Source organism: Actinomyces vulturis (assembly GCF_001687305.1).
Lineage (GTDB): Bacteria > Actinomycetota > Actinomycetes > Actinomycetales > Actinomycetaceae > Actinomyces > Actinomyces vulturis.
Map to the genome: position 1 here is coordinate 72,361 of NZ_KV700385.1, position 19,405 is coordinate 91,765.

10 protein-coding genes are annotated in these 19,405 nt (G+C 54.9%); 7 read left to right on the forward strand and 3 right to left on the reverse strand.

Annotation, left to right across the window (positions count from 1 at the left end):
• The first annotated feature begins 6 nt into the window (after positions 1 to 6).
• The 7 genes from A9753_RS00275 (at position 7) to A9753_RS09345 (ending at position 15,267) form a co-directional block, all read left to right on the forward strand.
• The gene (locus A9753_RS00275; protein ID WP_067778546.1) at positions 7 to 2,424 is read left to right on the forward strand and encodes an alpha/beta fold hydrolase; all 2,418 of its coding nucleotides are present in this window, start codon (positions 7 to 9) and stop codon (positions 2,422 to 2,424) included.
• Positions 2,425 to 3,401: 977 nt separating this feature from the next.
• Entirely contained in the window at positions 3,402 to 5,504 is a 2,103-nt protein-coding gene (locus A9753_RS00280; protein WP_083090233.1) for a maltotransferase domain-containing protein, read from the forward strand.
• 126 nt (positions 5,505 to 5,630) lie between these two features.
• Positions 5,631 to 7,379: a maltose alpha-D-glucosyltransferase gene (treS, locus tag A9753_RS00285; RefSeq protein ID WP_425394241.1), complete on the forward strand. Its 1,749-nt coding sequence runs from the start codon at positions 5,631 to 5,633 to the stop codon at positions 7,377 to 7,379.
• Positions 7,380 to 7,381: 2 nt separating this feature from the next.
• On the forward strand, positions 7,382 to 8,899 hold the full coding sequence (locus A9753_RS00290; RefSeq protein WP_141673232.1) for a 1,4-alpha-glucan branching protein: 1,518 nt from the start codon (positions 7,382 to 7,384) through the stop codon (positions 8,897 to 8,899).
• A 291-nt stretch (positions 8,900 to 9,190) separates the two neighbouring features.
• On the forward strand, positions 9,191 to 11,404 hold the full coding sequence (glgB, locus tag A9753_RS00295; protein ID WP_067778555.1) for a 1,4-alpha-glucan branching protein GlgB: 2,214 nt from the start codon (positions 9,191 to 9,193) through the stop codon (positions 11,402 to 11,404).
• A gap of 375 nt (positions 11,405 to 11,779) precedes the next feature.
• Positions 11,780 to 14,146: a glycogen/starch/alpha-glucan phosphorylase gene (locus A9753_RS00300; RefSeq protein WP_067778558.1), complete on the forward strand. Its 2,367-nt coding sequence runs from the start codon at positions 11,780 to 11,782 to the stop codon at positions 14,144 to 14,146.
• Between the two features lie 233 nt (positions 14,147 to 14,379).
• Positions 14,380 to 15,267, forward strand: a complete 888-nt coding sequence (locus A9753_RS09345) for a glycosyltransferase family 2 protein (RefSeq protein ID WP_083090159.1) — start codon at positions 14,380 to 14,382, stop codon at positions 15,265 to 15,267.
• Between the two features lie 233 nt (positions 15,268 to 15,500).
• Here the strand turns inward: A9753_RS09345 and A9753_RS00305 are convergent, their stop codons facing one another.
• The 3 genes from A9753_RS00305 to A9753_RS00320 all read right to left on the reverse strand — a co-directional run bounded on the left by A9753_RS00305 (position 15,501) and on the right by A9753_RS00320 (position 19,271).
• Positions 15,501 to 16,484 carry a tetratricopeptide repeat protein gene (locus A9753_RS00305; RefSeq protein ID WP_067778561.1) on the reverse strand — a complete coding sequence of 328 codons (984 nt, stop codon included), beginning with the start codon at positions 16,482 to 16,484 and terminating at the stop codon, positions 15,501 to 15,503.
• A 403-nt stretch (positions 16,485 to 16,887) separates the two neighbouring features.
• On the reverse strand, positions 16,888 to 18,009 hold the full coding sequence (locus tag A9753_RS00315; protein ID WP_067778566.1) for a DUF8094 domain-containing protein: 1,122 nt from the start codon (positions 18,007 to 18,009) through the stop codon (positions 16,888 to 16,890).
• Complete coding sequence (locus A9753_RS00320) at positions 18,009 to 19,271, reverse strand: hypothetical protein (RefSeq protein WP_067778569.1); 1,263 nt, start codon at positions 19,269 to 19,271, stop codon at positions 18,009 to 18,011. The genes A9753_RS00315 and A9753_RS00320 overlap by 1 nt, the downstream gene beginning before the upstream one ends.
• Between the last annotated feature and the right edge of the window lie 134 nt (positions 19,272 to 19,405).

Consider the following 19,405-nt stretch of genomic DNA (forward strand, 5'->3'; position numbering starts at 1 on the left):
TCCCTGATGCACTCTTCACTCCTGAGAAAGTCGTTGGCAGCAGCCATTGTGTTGCCCGGCTTAATTCTTGGAGGCGGCGCCGCATCCGTGGCATTGCCCTCCAGTCCCACTCATAACGACCCAGCTCCCGGCACATCAACCTCCCCCAGCGAAGAATCTGGCGACGACGCTGCTGAATCTGAGGCCACCCCCGCCCCCAGCGAGGATGCTGACGGTTCTGGCAGCAACGAATCGACTAACGCTACTGATGCGCCAGCCGATAGTGACGCTGGTAAGGAAGCCAGCGAACCAGCCCCCACAGCGTCGGATACTCCCACCGCTGCATCCGACGATAAGCAAACCTCTCCAAAGGAACTAGACGAACAGGTTCCCGAAAGTGCTCAGCGCTACGCCGACGGCTATCACTCCTACAAGATTCCTGACCCCACCCCCGGTGGCCAGGCCGTAGGTGCTGTGCCAGACGCTGCACTACTGCCTTACTACGCACAGTCCGTTGAGTTCAACAAATACACCTGCCGTCAGATGGGCATTGAGGCATACCGCGCCGAATGTGGTTACGCCATCATGCCGATTGACTACTCCAACCCGGCCGCAGGCAATCTCGCTATTGCAGTCATCAAGGTGCCCGCATCCTCCGGACACTCCGACTCCCCCGTGTTCTTCAACCCCGGTGGCCCCGGCGGCTCGGGCGTTAACCTGGTTTCCGGTTACGAAAGTGACAGCGGAACCATGGGAGAACTCAACAAGAACCACGACCTAGTGGGCTTTGATCCACGCGGTGTAGGAGTTTCCCTTCCGTTCGCACAGTGCTCATCGAACAAAGCACTCGATGAAATGCGTGAAGTTGTCTATGACGATGACGACCCCAACGCTGAACACAATGAAACCGCCGCAACGGACCGTTACGTCCATGATTGCTTCAACAACACCGGTCGACTTTTTGGCCTCGATGAAGCCGGACGCATGACCCTCATGTCCCACTTAGGCACCGCTAACGCTGTACGCGACTTGGACGTCCTCCGTTCCATCTTCGGCGCTGAAACCCTGGACTATGTGGGTTACTCCTATGGCACTCGCCTGGGTTACGTCTTTGCTCAGACCTTCCCCAATTCCGTTGGCCGCTTAGTTCTTGACGGTGTAGTGAATCCCATGACTGACACCGCGCCCGATGCCAACCAACAGCACGAAAAACCCACTGTGGAATCTGTTCGTTCAGAAAACGAAGCGCTTTTGGGCCAGGCCGCTGGCTTCCAGCAAAACTTCGAAGACTTTGCGCACTGGTGTGTGGAAGCAGAACAGAGCGGTCAGACATGGCAAGATCTTGTGGGTAATTTCGTAGCGGAGACACCCGAAGCCCATCAGCCTGTCACTTGTGCACTCACCGATCAGGCATATCAGCCTCACAGCGGTGATGTCGCAGACGATTCTGCCAACGTTGATGACTTAACAAAGGCTTTCCAAAATCTCACCCGCCCGCTGCTGACCAAACCGATTAGTGATGCCCGTGGCGATGGTCGCCCACTGACCTACGGTGACGCATTGACCGGCATGCGACAGGCACTGTATTCACAGTCCTTGTGGAAGTACGCTGTATGGGGTCTCCATGAATTAACGCAGGATGATGGTTTCACCATGATGATTCTGGCCGACATGTACGAAGGCCGTGAAAAAGATGGATCCTATGATTCTGCTCAAGCAGCATTCACCGCAATTCGTTGCGCAGACTCTGCTAATCCCGACGGTTTCCACCCCGAGGCACAAGCTATTTTGGGCCAGTTGTTCTATGCAGCCTCACCTTTCCAGGATCCAGGAGCTCCATACAACGAAGCAAGCGGATACGACTACTGCGATATTTGGCCCTTTGCAGGAAACCTTCAAGCAGGGACAGAGATCAACGGTCTGCCTGACATCCTCGTTATTTCTACCACCCATGATCCCGCCACTCCCTACGAAAATGGCCCCATTCTCGCTAAGGCAGTCGGTGGCACCATGATTAGTGTGGAAGGCAGCCAGCACACTGCTTTCGGTCACGATATCGAGGGATACGAGTGTGTCAACCGCCTCACTCTGGATTACCTGAACACGGGTAAGGTTCCCGAACCTGGCGAATACCCCGAGGTCTGCACCGTGGAATCTTTCCGAGCCACAGTTGCCCCTGAGGTCCCTGCCCCCGGTCAGCCTGAATTGCCCGCTCCTGGTGATACCCCATCCACTGCTCCGCTACCCGTCGCCCCGAACATTGATGACTTGGCCGCGCAGGGTAGTGAGATGGTCAAGCATCTGCCCTCCGGCAAGGCTGCCACCTCTGGAAAGGAAGGCAACGGCCACCTCGCTCGTACCGGTGCTGACTCCTCCCTGGTTTTCCTAGCCATCGGAGCTCTTGCCACTGGCATCCTCTTTGTCCGCAAGCGCAACCTCGTCTGAGGCTGTAGCGGCTAAGGATTAGCAATTTTTGGGTGTGGGGCCCGCTCTTAGGAGCGGGCCCCACACCTTTGTCGATTTGACTGGTAAAAAGTCGATTTGACTGATGTTTTATTGAGGTGACTGTGGGCAGGTGAACCCCGTAGGCTAGGTCTGTGAGCCGAAACACGAAGAAGAATCGCCCTTCCCTGTTCCGCCGTGCCAAGAAAAATGAGCGCGAAGTATCTCAACTTATTGAGAACACTGCGAGCCCTGATTCTGGCCTTGGGACTTCCCTTCCGCCAAGTGCTTCCACCCCAGGCCTCAATCCTGCCCTTGACTCAACGCAGTTCCCACCGATTCAGGCGCCTTCTACGCCTCATGACGAGCAGTTACCGGATGATGTTCTTCTCCAAGACACCCCGATTTCTCCCGCCAAGAACAACGCTTCTTCTTGTTCGTTCACTTCTGAGGAAGACAACAAGTCACCTGTTGGCACCACGCCCTCCTGTGATCCAACTTCTACGTCATCATCACCATCCCTAGGTTCTTCTCCTCAACCTGGAATCATGTCAAGAGTTCACCATTCACATGTCGATACAGGCACTTGTCTTACTGAGCCAACTCAATACATTGGCAAACACGCTACTTCTCATGGCACACCCAACACTTCTGTCGACGCCGCTCCTTTGAGCAGCACCAAACCGGTAGCCAACGAGCCTATCGCCACGATTCCCTCAACTGAACAGCCTCTGCATTCTGCTGTAAGCCCTGACATTCCTGCCGCTACAGTCAATGAACCATCACTTCCTCATAGCGAAGACCATGACAAGAACATGACACTTTCTGGTTCTCCTGCTGCACCAAGTACCTCGGCTCAGATAGTGCAAGTTGGCACCCCTGCAGCACCGACCACTGCGATCCCTGCTTCTACTGACCTACCTGAACACCAGTCCGCACTCTTTACTTCACCCACGGTTTCACCTCAGGAGGCCTCTGCCATGCCGGTATCATCACCCGCTTCTTCTCCCATTGCTTCCGCCTCTACGGTGGCTACTCCCAGTACTCCGTGGGGGTCTCATCCTGAAGTTGCCCCCTATGCTCCGATTGGGCGTATCCCCGTCACTGAGGTCTTCCCTGTGATCGAGGATGGCCGCTGGCCCGTCAAGGCAGTACCCGGCGAACTGTTCCCAATTCGCGCCACCGTCTTCCGTGAGGGCCACGACCAATTCGCTGCCACCGCCACCTTGATTCGCCCAGATGGCACCAGAGGCCCCAGCGCCCGCATGGTAGAGATCCTTCCTGGCCTGGATCGCTACGAAGCTCAACTTGCTGCCGATGAACCCGGTGACTGGAAGTTTGTCGTTGAAGGGTGGTCTGATCCCTATGCCACCTGGGTCCACGATGCAACGCTCAAGGTGAATGCTGGTGTTGATGTTGAACTCATGCTTGAAGAAGGCGCTCGCCTAATGGAGCGTGCCGCTAAGGTTGAGGGTCGCACCGCTGAAGCAACTTCTATCCTCACCGATGCAGCTCTCTCTTTACGCAACCAGGATCTTCCGGTTCATGAACGCTTCGAAGCAGGCCTGAGGGAGCAAGTCACCGCTGTCCTTGATGAACTGCCCCTCCGTGATCTGGTTTCCCCTTCTGCTTACTATCCCGTTCAGGTGGACCGCCAGCGCGCCTTGGCCGGCAGTTGGTATGAAATCTTCCCCCGCTCACTAGGTGCTTACCGTGATGAGCAAGGCACCTGGCACTCGGGCACCTTGTCCAGCGCTGCCCAGCACTTGGACCGCATTGCCGCTATGGGCTTCGATGTTCTTTACCTGACCCCTATTTCCCCCATTGGCTTGACCAATCGTAAAGGCCGGAACAATACTCTCACTGCTTTCGACGGTGATCCAGGTTCCCCCTACGGCATCGGCAGTGCTGTTGGCGGTCACGACGTCATCCATCCCGAACTAGGTACCTTCGCCGATTTCGATGCTTTCGTCGCTCGTAGCCGTGAACTAGGTATGGAAATCGCTCTGGACTTAGCTCTTCAGTGTTCGCCGGATCATCCCTGGGTGGCTGAGCACCCCGAGTGGTTCACGGTTCTCGCTGACGGCACCATCGCCTACGCAGAAAACCCGCCGAAGAAGTACCAGGACATTTATCCCCTGAACTTCGACAATGACCCTGAGGGCATTTACCAAGCGATTTATGAGGTCGTAATGACCTGGGTGGAACACGGAGTAACGATTTTCCGCGTGGACAACCCCCACACTAAACCCCTGCCTTTCTGGCAACGCCTGATTGCCCAGGTCCGTTCCACCAACCCAGAAGTCCTTTTCCTCGCTGAGGCCTTTACTCGCCCAGCAATGATGCGAACCCTTGGCATGATTGGCTTCCACCAGTCATACACGTACTTCACATGGCGAAACACCAAGGAAGAACTAACCGAATACCTCACTGAACTCAGCCAGGAAACCGCCCATGTACTGCGTCCGGCATTCTGGCCTACCACGCATGACATCCTCACCCCCTTCATGACCTATGGTGGTGTAGGTGCTTTCCGTCTGCGCGCTGCTTTGGCAGCAACCCTCAGCCCTACCTGGGGGATCTACACCGGCTACGAGTTGGCTGAATCCATTCCTCGTCCCGGCTACGAAGAGCAAATCGACAATGAGAAATACGAATTCAAGCCGCGTGACTTTGCCTCCGCCAAGTCCAACGGCATTGAAGACTTAATCACAGCGCTCAACGCAGCCCGCTCCAAGCACCCGGCATTACAACAGTTGCGCAACATTACTTTCCATTCCACTTCTGATGATTCACTGATCGCCTACTCCAAACACGTCCCGGCCTCTGTAAGCCCCACCGGCGAAGATGACACTGTTCTCGTGGTGGTGAACCTTGATCCAATGAATGCTCGGGAAGGGGAGGTCTACCTCAACCTTGAGGCTCTGGGCCTACCTCGCGGTACTGACGGTTCACATCCCGTCATCGCTGTTCATGATGAGTTAAGCGGTTGGGACTTTGAGTGGTCTGGCCAGAACTATGTCCGTCTCGATCCTTTTGAAGGTCGCTGCGCTCACGTGTTTAGTGTGCGTCCCTTAATCTGATTCTGATGCCGGATGTGGGCCGGAATATTTCTTCCTGCCCATATCCGGCTTCTTCTATAGAAAGGAGCCTCCGTGACTGAGAGCACCACCAGTGGCACCGGCCCCCAGCTTCCTCCCACCACCCAGATCATCGACCAGGCAACTTCAACCTCCCTTCCTCAGATTCCGCCACCACCTCCTGCCCCTTCCATTCCTCCACAGGCCAAGCGCGGCCTCAGCGACGATCCCCAGTGGTTCCGCACGGCAGTGTTCTACGAAGCACTCCTACGTTCCTTCGCTGATTCCAATGCTGACGGCGTGGGCGACCTTCCCGGCATCACCTCGCGCTTGGATTACCTCGCATGGCTAGGCGTGGACTGCATTTGGCTTCCGCCTTTCTACCCCTCCCCTATGCGTGATGGCGGCTATGACATTTCCGACTACACCGGAATCGACCCCCGCTACGGCACAATGGACGATTTCCGTTCCTTGGTCAGCCAAGCTCATGCCCGTGGTATTCGCGTGATCATCGACCTTGTCATGAACCACACTTCGGACGCTCACCCATGGTTCCAGTCCTCACGTTCTGACCCGGATGGTCCTTACGGCGACTTTTACGTGTGGGCTGATAGTGATGAGGGGTATAGCGATGCCCGCATCATCTTCATCGACACCGAAGAATCGAACTGGTCTTATGACGTGGAGCGTCGCCAGTTCTACTGGCACCGCTTTTTCTCTCACCAGCCTGACCTCAACTACGAGAACCCTGCCGTGGTGGAGGCCATGTTTGAGGTGGTCCGCTTTTGGTGCCGCACCGGAGTGGATGGCTTCCGTCTTGACGCTGTTCCCTACCTTGTTGAAGAAGAGGGAACGAACTGCGAAAATCTCAAGGGCACCCATGAGTTCCTGGTGAAACTGCGTGCCATGGTAGACCGTGAGTTTCCTGGAGTCATCACCTTAGCTGAAGCCAACCAGTGGCCTGAGGATGTGGTGGAGTATTACGGTACCGATGAGGAACCCGAGTGCACGATGTGTTTCCATTTCCCTGTTATGCCGCGTATTTTCCATGCGCTGCGCTCGGGCTCATCTGAAGCTATCCGTCAGGTTCTTGCGGCCACTCCAGAGATTCCTCAACATGGCCAATGGGGCACGTTCCTGCGAAACCATGACGAGCTGACCCTCGAGATGGTCACTGATGAGGAACGCGCTCAGATGTATGCCTGGTATGCACCTGAAGATCGTATGCGTGCCAACGTGGGCATTAGACGTCGTCTTTCTCCTCTTTTGGAAGCTTCCCGCGCAGAGATTGAACTGGCCAATGCACTCTTGCTTTCCCTTCCGGGAAGCCCCTGTTTGTACTACGGGGATGAAATCGGCATGGGTGACACCATTTGGCTCGATGATCGCGACGCAGTGCGCACCCCCATGCAGTGGAGTGCAGGTCCTAATGCGGGATTCTCCTCGGCGCCGGATCCCGGTTCACTCACCCTCCCCCTGGTCCAGTCTCCTGGTTACGATCACGCAGCCATCAACGTCGAAACTCAGATTGGGCGTCCCGATTCACTGCTCAACTGGACACGTCGCATTCTGCTAACCCGCCGCGATCATCCGGTTCTTGGCCGTGGTGATTTCCAGATGCGTAATGCCAGTGATGATGCAGTTCTAGCCCATACTCGCCGTGATGCCGATGAGGTCATGGTTTGCGTGGCCAATTTGGCCAGTTCCCCACGCTCAGTGGACATTGACTTGCCAGAAATGGCCGGTGCCACCACGTATGACGTGTTCAGCGGTACACCTTTCCCCACGGTAGGTGATAACGGCAAACTCACGATTACTCTCGGTGGTCGCGGCTACTACTGGCTAGTTGTCAATGAATGTACCGATAAGGAGAAATGAGCATGGCCGATAACTCCACCGGAGAACTTCCCGCAAGTGTTCCCTGGCCCGAGGATGACGCACTGTGCTCAGTTCTTTTGCCGTGGTTCACTAAACGCCGTTGGTTTCCTTTAAAGGACACCAAACACTCTGACCTCACCTTACGCATTGCTCAATGCACAGAGTTGAATGCGGCCGTACGCGATTACGTCTTCCTTGTAAGCAACGCAAGCGGTTCACGCCGTTCACTCATGCATGTGCCGTTGTGCTGTATGGATGAGAAATCTGCCAAGAGTGTGGCTGAGCGCCATGGAGACCATCGTCGTGAGGGCATCATGGTGAAGGTCGATGGTTCTTGGATTATTGATGGCGTTTTTAGCCCGCAGTTCTGGCGTGCGTGGGCATTGAGTGTTTTTCAACGAAACATGATCGTGGGTAGCCCAGCAGGCTTGCATGCCCTAGCGGCACGCTCGTCCTATCCCAAGGTGACGACTGGTGAGCAGTCGAATACCTCCGTGGTTTTCCCTGCCGAGTCTGTTGATGAGCATACTCAGGCCTGGGCTCATGAGTACATTCCCACCGCTGGCCATCATGAGAAGACAGGCGATCTCATTGTCAAGATTTTCCGCGTCCTTGACGCGGGCCGTAACCCTGATGTGGAGTTACCCGTCGCATTGGCTAAAGACGGATGGGACCGTGTCCCCCAGCCTTTCGCCTACTCCACGCTGGAATTGCCCGTCTCTTTTCTCGACGCCGAGCCCACGCCATCCAGCGCCTCCTGCACTTCCCGTGGGGTTAAGACTGTCACGGCGGATTCTGCGGTGGGTTGTGCCTTCGTTCAAGGAGCCCGCGATGGCTTTACCTTGATGACCACGTTAGCTCAGAGCGGTGATGTCCAAACGGCCTGTTACTTGGCCTCTGACCTAGGCTATGTCACTGCCGATATGCACATGCATCTTGCACATGCACTAGGAACTAAGGCTGCTCCTACTTTTGATGATTTCACTCCACGTATCTGGAAACGTGTCCAGTGGGCCGCTGAGCAGGCACCTGTTATCACTTCTCGTATCCCTGCATTATTCGAGCAACTTGAAGAGTTGGTCGAGCAGGTTGGTGATGCTAAAGGGCTAACGAGTCTCAGCCGTATTCACGGTGACTATCACTTGGGTCAGGTGCTCTACGGTGACGATGGCTGGTTCGTGTTGGATTTTGAAGGTGAGCCGCTTCGCCCACTCAATGAACGTACTCAACCTGACATTCCTGCCAAGGATGTTGCTGGCATGCTGCGCTCTTTCGATTACGCCTATGCGGTCAGTGGCTCTACTGATGAGGAGTGGCTCGTTCAGGTCCGTGATTCATTCCTGTCCACCTATCAGCATGCGATGAAGACTCACGGCGTAACCGTATCCACGGAGTTACTCGCGGTGTTGGAAATCGATAAAGCTCTCTACGAAGTGGTGTATGAAGCACGCAACCGCCCCGACTGGATTGAGATTCCCCTTGAAGGTCTCCAACGGGCTTTGGATGTGACTCGTCCCTAAGGGGTTCGATAAACACCGATGCACCACTAAATTTGAGTGACACTCATCATTCACAATCCCACCCGTGGCGAACACAGATAACACTTTCCTTCTCAGTTCTCACTACTTTTCTCTCTCTGGGATGACAATGAGATATGAGACGAACCGTGATGAGTTTTTCGCTGCTCGCGGGGCCTCAGTCCCACGCTGAGGCCCCCGTGATGTGTCTATGCACCACCAATTTTCATTCACGGTTCAACAATCTCTTCAATAACCTCACCCACTCCCCTGGAACGTGACAAAGTTAGATGTATGAGTGACCACAGCACGCCTACGCCCTCCGCCGCTCCGATCCCCGTGGACCCCTGGGTCCTATCAGATGTGGCTTTCGCCAGGTACTACAACCCCCACGAAGTACTCGGTGGCCACGTCGGTGAAAATGGAGTGACAATCCGAACCGTGCGTCACATGGCCGATGCCGTGTCCATCGTGACCTCCGAAGGAACCTTTCCTGCTACCCACGAACAGGACGGTGTGTGGACTGTTGTTCTCGAAGGGGACACTGTTCCTGACTACCGCGTAGCCGTCACCTACGGTGACGAAACCCAAGTGGTTGATGACCCTTACCGTTTCTTACCCACCGTTGGCGAAATGGACCTCTACCTCATCGGTGAAGGTCGTCATGAAGATCTGTGGCGGGTCCTAGGCGCTCACGTACGTCATTTTCCCAGTGTTCACGGGGAAGTCCATGGTGTGTCCTTCGCCGTCTGGGCCCCCAACGCACGCGCTGTACGCGTCGTAGGTGATTTCAACTACTGGGACGGTACCGGTAGCGCGATGCGTTCTTTAGGCTCCAGTGGTGTGTGGGAACTGTTCATTCCCAATGTGGGCATCGGTGCCCGCTACAAGTTTGAGATCTGCTACCAGGATGGTTCCTGGCATCAGAAGGCTGACCCGATGGCCCGCGCCACCGAGATTCCACCGGCAACAGCTTCCGTGGTCACCGAGCGGGTGCACCAGTGGAAGGATCAGGAATGGATCCGCGCCCGTGCATTGAAGGATCCTCACTCCGGCCCGATGAGCATCTATGAACTCCACGTAGGTTCCTGGCGCCAGGGCCTGGGCTACCGCGGCCTGGCCGATGAACTGGTTCCTTACCTGAAGGAAACTGGCTTCACTCACGTCGAACTCATGCCCGTAGCTGAGCACCCCTTCGGCGGTTCTTGGGGATACCAGGTTTCCTCTTACTACGCCCCTACCTCACGCTTCGGCACCCCCGATGATTTCCGCTACTTGGTCGATACTCTCCACCAAAACGGTATCGGTGTACTCCTAGACTGGGTTCCTGCCCACTTCCCCAAGGATGAATGGGCCTTGGGCCGCTTCGATGGCACCGCGTTATATGAGGATCCTGATCCTCTGCGTGGAGAGCACCCGGACTGGGGTACTTACATTTTCAACTTTGGCCGCAATGAGGTGCGCAACTTCTTGGTTGCTAATGCCTTGTACTGGCTTGAAGAGTTCCACATCGATGGTCTACGTGTAGACGCCGTGGCTTCCATGCTTTACCTGGATTACTCCCGTGAGGATGGTCAGTGGCGCCCCAACCAGTACGGTGGCCGTGAGAACCTTGAGGCTATCTCCTTCCTTCAGGAAGCCACCGCTACCGCTTACCGCAAGCATCCCGGCATTGTCATGGCCGCGGAGGAATCCACTGCATGGCCCGGCGTAACCGCTCCTACGGAGTACGGTGGCCTCGGCTTCGGTTTGAAGTGGAACATGGGGTGGATGAATGACACTCTTCGTTACCTTGCCGAAGAACCCATCAACCGCCGTTACCATCATGGTGAACTCACATTCTCCCTGGTCTACGCATTCAGTGAACAGTTCATTCTGCCTCTGAGCCACGACGAAGTCGTTCATGGTAAGGGCTCCTTACTGTCCAAGATGCCCGGTGATGCTTGGCAGGAGTTGGCTGGCCTACGTGCTCTCTACGCCTACCAGTGGTCACATCCCGGCAAGCAGTTGTTGTTCATGGGCCAGGAATTCGGTCAGGGGGCTGAATGGAATGCTGACCACTCCTTAGACTGGTGGATCCTTGATGATCCCTCACATCAAGGTCTGCTGCGTTTAGTCTCTGATCTGAACCATCTCTATGTTTCTTCCCCCGCTCTGTGGTCTGAGGATTTCTCCCACCGTGGCTTTGAATGGATTGAAGCAGGCGATGGTGACCATAACGTCATCTCTTACATCCGTAAGGGCCAGGATGATCAGGGCAATCCCGATCTCATGGTGTGTGTGGTGAACTTTGCCGGTACTCCGCATGAGGGCTACCGCGTGGGCCTGCCGTTTGCTGGCCAGTGGGAAGAAGTTCTCAACACAGACGCTGAAGTCTATGGTGGCTCTGGTGTGGGCAACTACGGTCGCGTCCGAGGCGAGGAAATCTCTTGGAATGGTCGCCCGGCTTCCGTCAGCCTGCGCATTCCCCCATTAGGTGCAGTCTTTCTGCGCCCCGCACAGGACTAAATCTTCTTCTCCCGGATCGTCTTAATTAGCAAGCCGTCCAGTTAGCCGACGTTGAGTGGCATTCACTCAGCGTCGGCTTTCTGTTTAGCGGAAGTCACCTTAAACATGTTGGTAGGTCGATTACTTTCTGTCATGAACGCCATCTCCAGGAGGGATGACAGGGCGAGTGAATAAAGAAGTCGAGAACAAAACATCAAAGAGATGACACTCCTCAATAAAGTGAAATAAAAATACTCATAATCACCCAGAAGGTGGCGGTATTCACCTCTTGTGCTCAGAGCACTGTCTTAACAAACTCGGTAGTCTTTTGGCGGTGTGTGTTCCCTAAATTCACACGACGAAAAACCCAATACATAACTGTGAGGGATTCCCACAATGACCCATGACCTGACTACAACCCTGGCTTCTCAGGTGCGCTCCGTTTCCGGTCGCCCCACCGAAGCATCCACTCCCATGGAGGTATGGCAGGGGCTGAGCTCGGCCATCATCGACACCATTGCCGATGACTGGTACGCCACCCAGGAGAAGTACCACGCAGGCCGTCAGGAACACTATCTCTCCGCTGAATTCCTCATGGGCCGCGCCCTGCTCAATAACCTGTCTAACCTCGGTATGGTTGATGAAGCACGCAAGGCACTCAATGCTTTTGGCCAGGATCTCAGTGTCATTCTCGAACAGGAACCTGACGCAGCACTAGGCAACGGTGGCCTTGGCCGCCTCGCCGCCTGCTTCCTGGACTCCTGCGCCACCCTCGAACTGCCCGTCAACGGCTACGGCATCCTCTACCGTTACGGCTTGTTCAAGCAACTCTTTGATAACGGTTTCCAAACTGAGCATCCCGATCCTTGGATGGAAGAGGGCTACCCCTTCATCATTCGCCGCGAAGAAGCTCAGCGCATCGTCTCCTACGCTGACCTGACCGTACGCGCCGTGCCTTACGACATGCCCATCACCGGCTACGACACCAAGAACGTGGGAACTCTACGCCTATGGAAGGCCGAACCCATCGAAGAATTCGATTACGACGCCTTCAACTCCCAGCGTTTCACCGATGCAATCGTGGACCGCGAACGCACCATGGACATTTCCCGTGTCCTCTACCCCAATGACACCACCTACGAAGGCAAGGTCCTGCGTGTCCGCCAGCAGTACTTCTTCTGCTCGGCATCCCTACAAGAAATCGTGGATAACTACGTTGACCATCACGGTGAAGATCTCAACGACTTCGCCGCTTTCAACGCCATCCAGCTCAACGATACTCACCCTGTGCTCGCCATTCCCGAACTCATGCGTCTACTCATGGATGAACACGGCCTGGGGTGGGATGAGGCGTGGGCTGTAGTCACCAAGACCTTTGCCTACACCAACCACACGGTGCTGGCCGAAGCCTTGGAAACCTGGGAAATGTCGATCTTTGATCGTCTCTTCCCCCGTGTTGCTGAGATCGTGCGCGAGATTGATCGTCGCTTCCGCGAGGATATGGCTAACCGTGGCCTTGACGCTGGATTAATCAACTACATGGCTCCGATTTCTGAGGGCCGTGTGCACATGGCTTGGATCGCCTGCTACGCCGCCTACTCTATTAACGGTGTGGCTGCCCTGCATACCGAAATTATCAAACGTGAAACCCTTGGCCCCTGGCACGATCTGTGGCCCGAGCGTTTCAATAACAAAACCAACGGTGTGACCCCTCGCCGCTGGCTCAAGCAGTGCAATCCTCGTCTGGCTTCGCTCCTTGATGAGGTCACCGGTTCTGATGCCTGGGTTCGTGACCTCTCCGTACTTAGCAATTACACCGACGCTGCCACCGATGAGGTTCTCGACCAACTCTCTGCTATCAAGCATGAGAACAAGGTGGACTTCGCCGCATGGGTGAAGGAACGCGAAGGGATCGACATTGATCCTGATGCTATCTTCGATGTCCAGATCAAGCGTCTGCACGAGTACAAGCGCCAGTTGCTCAACGCTCTATACATCCTGGATCTGTTCTTCCGTCTCAAGGAAAACCCGAACCTGGATGTTCCTAAGCGCGTCTTCATCTTCGGCGCCAAGGCAGCTCCCGGTTACATCCGTGCCAAGGCTGTCATTAAGTTCATCAACGCCATTGCTGACCTGGTCAACAACGATCCGGAAATTTCCAAGACCATCAAGGTGGTCTTCATCCACAACTACAACGTCTCCCCCGCCGAGCACATCATTCCTGCTGCGGACGTCTCTGAGCAGATTTCCACCGCCGGTAAGGAAGCTTCTGGTACCTCCAACATGAAGTTCATGATGAATGGTGCGCTAACCCTCGGCACCTTGGACGGCGCTAACGTGGAAATCCTCGAAGCCGTGGGTGATGAGAACGCCTATATCTTCGGCGCAAAGGAAGAAGAACTTCCCGAACTGCGTAAGACCTACGATCCCCGCTGGCACTACGAGAACGTCCCTGGCCTCAAGCGTGTGCTGGACGCTATGGTCGATGGCACTCTCGATGACGCGGGTTCCGGCTGGTTCCACGACCTGCGTTGGAGCCTGCTCGAGTCCGGCTACGAGCCCGCAGACGTCTACTATGTGCTCGGTGACTTCGCTTCCTACCGTGAGGTCAAGGACAAGATGGCTGCTGATTACGCTAACTCCCGCGCATGGGCACGTCAGGCTTGGGTGAACATCACCAAGTCCGGGCGTTTCTCCTCCGATCGCACCATCAGCGACTACGCTCGCGAGGTCTGGAAGATCGAAGCAGAGCCCATCGCCTGATTCTCTTCGCATAAAGGGGTGGGGCCGCAGACAAGTCTGCGGCCCCACCTACTACGCTTTTTATCGTGAACTACAACAATGGTATTGATGTTTACATCAGCCAATATCCCACACTCTTCGACCCGTGTTCTCAAAAACCATGAACATGTAATAAATCCGAGAGTGAATCTATCATGAACCCCCGCCCCAAAATATCTCCTGTAAAAGTTTATAAAATCAAATAACATAGAACCATGCCTCAACCTCAAGATAACTTTGACGTAAGCATCGTCATCCCTACCTACAATGCTGCCAATAGTATAGGAATGCAATTAGCAGCACTCGCCAAACAAGATACTAATCTTCGTTACGAAGTTATTGTGGTTAACAATTGCTCCACAGATAACTTAGATGAAACAATTCAAAATTATCAACATTTATTCGACTACGACGGGCGCGATCTACGCCTCGTCAACGCTTCAGAAAAAGCCGGTGTCAACTACGCCCGCAATGTTGGCATTAAAAACTCAAGAAGCGAACAAATTTTAATTTGTGATGCCGATGATATAGTGGCAACTAATTTTGTTGCCGAACTACACAACTGTTTGAATACAAATGACCTAGTTGGAGGTGGACTCGTTCCTTGGACAGGAGAATTACCTCTTCCACCACATGAAAATATCTTAATATTCAATCAGCCAAAGTTGAACTATCTACCTGTTATCCCAGGATGTTGTTTTGGTCTCCATAAACGAGCAGCTGAAGCAATCGGCTATTTCGATGAGTCTTTTATGGGCGGCTGTGATGAAGCAGAACTTTCCTGGCGAATACAACAAAAAGGTTTTACCATTGGCTTCACTTCCAAAACCTTCATCTACTATCGACTACGCCATGGAAGTTCACAGATAATTAAACAACACTATCGTTATGGCTTAATGGAATCACACCTGTCAAAAGTGTTTGGAATTGAGAATTTAACAGGACGTGATTGGTTACTTAAAGAGTACAGAAGAGTTCGTCACTTACTAGGTCAAGCAATTCATAACCCAAAATTGATCCACGATAGGAATTGGTGTGAAAAAGTTGGACTAACTATCGGCAGATGGCGGGGATCCATTCGAGAACGTACCTGGACCCCATAAATTATATTCACATATTCCTCCATCCTCCTTAACTAAGTGTTTATTAATCAACATACTCAACTAAGTTAAGATGAAAAACCGTCAGTGGATATAATTTGATGCCATTGCAATAATATTTTGGCAATTTGACATACTAATTTACTCGTTTTCTTAAGACGATAACGTACATTAGCCCCCCCTCCCGCGACTTAGTAAGTCCTATTCCCTTCACTAGGACATATTTCGTCAAAAACTTAATAAAGTAGGGAGGCGAGTTGGCGGCGGGCGGCGGCCACCTCAGGGGTTTGAGCGCCGATCACGTCAAAGAGGCTCAGGAGACGCTGACGAGCCTCTTCACGCTCATCGCCTGCACTGACGCGCACAGCCTGCAAACCACGGCCCAGAGCGCCATGAACGTCTCCCATGGCCAGGGATGCGTCTGCGCCAGCCATAAGTGCCTGAGCATCCTCAGGGTTCGCATCAGCGGCAGCAACGAGTGCCTGAGGGTCATTACCCTGGACGCGCTTCATCAGACGCACCTGCTCACGAGCCAAGCGCAGCGATTCGTCACCGGGAGTGACGTTCAGCGCACGGGTGTAGACCTCTTCGGCCTTAGCAAAGTCGCCACGCTCAAGCGCTTCACGTGCTTCACGCTCAACAGGGCTTTCCTCGGGCTCCTGCTCTTCAGCCGGAGCAGCGTCACCCAAATCATTCAGTACACCGTTGATACCGTTAGCCTGTGCCACCTCAAGAACGCGGTCAATCGTTTCGCGCACCTGCGCAGCGGGAACAGCACCCTGGAACAAAGGAATAGGCTGACCAGCAATCACTGCCAGAACAGTAGGAACAGACTGAGCCTGGAATGCCTGAGCAATAGCTGGTTCCTTATCCACGTCCACCCGAACCAACTGAACTTTACCGCCCGCTGCCCGTACGGCGTCTTCCAGAATAGGCCCAAGTTGTTTGCAGGGCTCGCACCAGGTAGCCCAGAGGTCCACGATAAGTGGGACGGTCATGCTCAGTTCCATGACCTGGCGGAAGGTCTCAGTAGTGGCATCAACAATCAATGGTGCATTGACTACCTGGCCGGCCCCGTCACCGGCTGTGGGAGCTCCACCCTGGGCAGTGACTGAGGCACCTGCAGCGCCTTGTTGCCCCTGGGCGCCTCCTGCACCTGATCCAGGGCGTGACTGGTTGCTCTTCAAAGTTGAGAGGTCAACTGCTCCGAACATACTCATGAGTGTGGTGTCCTTTCTTGGGCGCGTTGACGGATAGTGCTGGTGCTGACACTAAAGGTATCAAGACTCCCTCGCGAACCGCCTACGCTACTAGCGTCACCGCCTGCTCCGATACCCCTCTCATGACGAACGCCCCAGCCCCGTCCGGCCTCCTTCATTTCCGTCTCCTCCATCCCCGCTACTATGCGTCCATGAGTTCCGAGTTCTCAACATCACTCGTCAGTGGGGCAGTTCAAGGCACCTGAGCGCATCTAGCAAACCATCAAACGGCTGCCCGGACCGTTGTGGTCCGTGCAGCCGTTTATCTGTCTATTCAGCAACTCCATACTGAACGCATACAGTGCCGCTGGGCGAAACGACCGTCACCTTCGTGTCAGTCAATCACCACGCGCAAACGAGAGGTTTACTCGTCAGCGGGCGCTGCCGCGTCATCACGTACAGCGCTGGCCAGCACGTACTCGGCACCGATTGCGGTAGGACGTACCGCCTGCTGAGGGGAAGCCTCAGCGGTGGCTGCTGCACTAGCGGAAGGTGCCGGCGAAGGTTGAGCACTAGTCGCCGCGCTCGATTCGGGTGCCGGGGTGGCAGCATCCTTCGCTGCGGGCAGGGAAAAAGCAACCATAACGTCGTAGGTTGCGGTGATTTTCCCTTTAAGATCTTCCCCACCAGCCAATGCAGCCACATCACCAGAGACTTTCATGGTGGACTTGGGAACTGTCCGGCTATAAACACTGGTGATGGTCAGGGTGGTCATCACCAGAGCGCCGCCGTCTTCGGTCTGAAGGCCTCGTACACCGTCGGATCCTGCAGTAACAGAGACGGCAATATTCCCCACGTCCTTCAAGGAATCGTTAAGGGCACGTTGCTTTTCAACCAGGCTGCGCAACGGATCATCAGCCCAGAGATGACCAGAAATGGAGTTCGGGTCATTAAGGGCTTCTACATAGGAAGCAAGTGCATCCTGCGGGGTCATGATGAGCCCAGCAGTATCCAGGTCCACCTGAGGTGAGCCGGTAGCGGGCTTTGCCGTAGGAGGAATCTCTACGCCGGGAAAAAGTCGGATCCAGGCCCACAGTTCGAAGGGGTCACGAGCGCTGTCCTGGCTCAAGGTGAGTAACTGCGGAATATTCGTGGTATCAGTGAATTCCGTTGCAGTCATAACGGTGCGAGGCCAGCCCAGAGTAAGGCCTACAGCGCTTGCCTGGCTAGTAGTGACCAGGGGCTTGACCACGTCATCCTTACCGGTGGCTTGAGCCAGGGCGTATTGCTCGGTGCGGATACGCTTGGCGGGGCCAGTAAGGAATCCGGTGAGTTGATCAGCGTTTTTGTCTTTATCTGCAACGGCGACTCCGTCACTGATACGTTCAAGGATGGTACTGAGGCGTTCGCCGTCCAGGACGGGCTGAGCCTCGGGAGAAGCACCCACACCCTCAGGAATGGAGGGGAGGTCATTGCTACATGCGGCCAGGCTGGCACTGGCAGCAATCAGCGCACTGAGAAGGGCAGAACGTCGTGAAATCATCATCAGTTGTTGTCCTCCGTGGTGAGCTGGTCATCATCAGTTTCGAGAAGTTCGTCGTCAACTAACGCAAAAGGCTCAGCATTCTCATCGATTTCACGCTGTGCACGATATTCAGCGGTGGTGTTCTCATCGAGGGCAGGAACCACGGCGCTACCGCGAGCCTTACCCACAGCCATGATGATTTCACCAGTGTCGGCGTCATCGTGAGTCAGTTCAGCCATGTCTCGCTGGCTAGCGAGCAAGGTCAGTTCGTCAGGTGCCTGCTCATCATGATTAGCCAAAGGAACCTCAGGTACGTCCACACCCGGACGGTGAACCTGTCCAGTGCGTGGGTCGGTCCATTCCTCTCCGTTATCCAGGGCACGGTCACGCTCGCGCATTTCACGGCGAGTGAGCGGACGATCAGGATCCCTGCCAACTGCTGCAAACGAGGTTGTGGCGGTGGCATCGGCCTGAGCCATACGCTCTGCACGTTCCTTGGCTCGTTGCGCACGGGCACGTGCTGCACGCCAGAACTGAACTTCAAGTGCTGCGAAGAAAGAGCCAATAAGCAGAAAGACTGTGCCAATGATGAGGCCCGGTATCAACCACGGAGTAGAGACCTTGCGCGGCCAGGACAAGGCAACATCGGGGGCAGGCTTTGTGCCGTCGGAGGCCACCAAAACCACAAGGTTAGGGTCAGCCGCATCCAGGGTCATGGTGATGGAGCCGGTGCCTTTTTTCTCCGTTAGCCAGAGGTCAGAGCCTGCAGGATTCGCGTTGGTAGCTTCTCGGGGTGTACAGCCCGGAGTTGCAGTCGATTTGGCGCTGGGCTCTGCGGATGTAGAAGCATCTGCTGCGGGAGTGGCGGACGCATCAGCGGAAGGTTCCTCAGAAGCTGCGGGGGTGGCAGCGGCGTCGGCAGGTTTGAGTGCCTGTGCTGAGCAGGAATCAGTGACCTCGGTAGTGGTCAGTGCAGTCCAATCACTCAGGCCTGTAATGGCGGTATAGGGATCGTTAGCTAGCCAGGCGTCCACATCTGTATTGCGACCTACCGCGATCATGACGGGATCGGTGCTGGCCGGTGCGGTGACGGTGACGGTAACGTCGGCGTCAACCATGCCAAGAACACCAGGTTCAGTCACCACGTAGGGGGTGGTGGGAGTGGTGGGCATGGTAGCTTTTGCGGTTTCACTTGGGCGCCATGCGGTTGCGGAGAGTACTGCCAGGATGATGGCAATAACACCTATTCCTAGGCATACTCCACTGATAATTCGGCGATTCACTAGGCGGTACCCCTTACACGCTTTTCGTACAGTGCCTCGTGAGGAAAAGTCACGATGCCATAACAATCTCACGATTCAACACCTATACGCATCCTTTTATGCCTATGAGGTGGCCTGAATCTCATACGTGAATT

Bases quoted from the DNA above. Each gene is read 5' to 3' on its own strand.
- A9753_RS00275 (WP_067778546.1), top strand. From the start codon at position 7: ATGCACTCTTCACTCCTGAGAAAGTCGTTGGCAGCAGCCATTGTGTTG.
- A9753_RS00290 (WP_141673232.1), top strand. From the start codon at position 7,382: ATGGCCGATAACTCCACCGGAGAACTTCCCGCAAGTGTTCCCTGGCCC.
- glgB (WP_067778555.1), top strand. From the start codon at position 9,191: ATGAGTGACCACAGCACGCCTACGCCCTCCGCCGCTCCGATCCCCGTG.
- A9753_RS00305 (WP_067778561.1), bottom strand. From the start codon at position 16,484: ATGAGTATGTTCGGAGCAGTTGACCTCTCAACTTTGAAGAGCAACCAG.
- A9753_RS00315 (WP_067778566.1), bottom strand. From the start codon at position 18,009: ATGATGATTTCACGACGTTCTGCCCTTCTCAGTGCGCTGATTGCTGCC.
- A9753_RS00280 (WP_083090233.1), top strand. From the start codon at position 3,402: ATGCCGGTATCATCACCCGCTTCTTCTCCCATTGCTTCCGCCTCTACG.
- A9753_RS00300 (WP_067778558.1), top strand. From the start codon at position 11,780: ATGACCCATGACCTGACTACAACCCTGGCTTCTCAGGTGCGCTCCGTT.
- A9753_RS09345 (WP_083090159.1), top strand. From the start codon at position 14,380: ATGCCTCAACCTCAAGATAACTTTGACGTAAGCATCGTCATCCCTACC.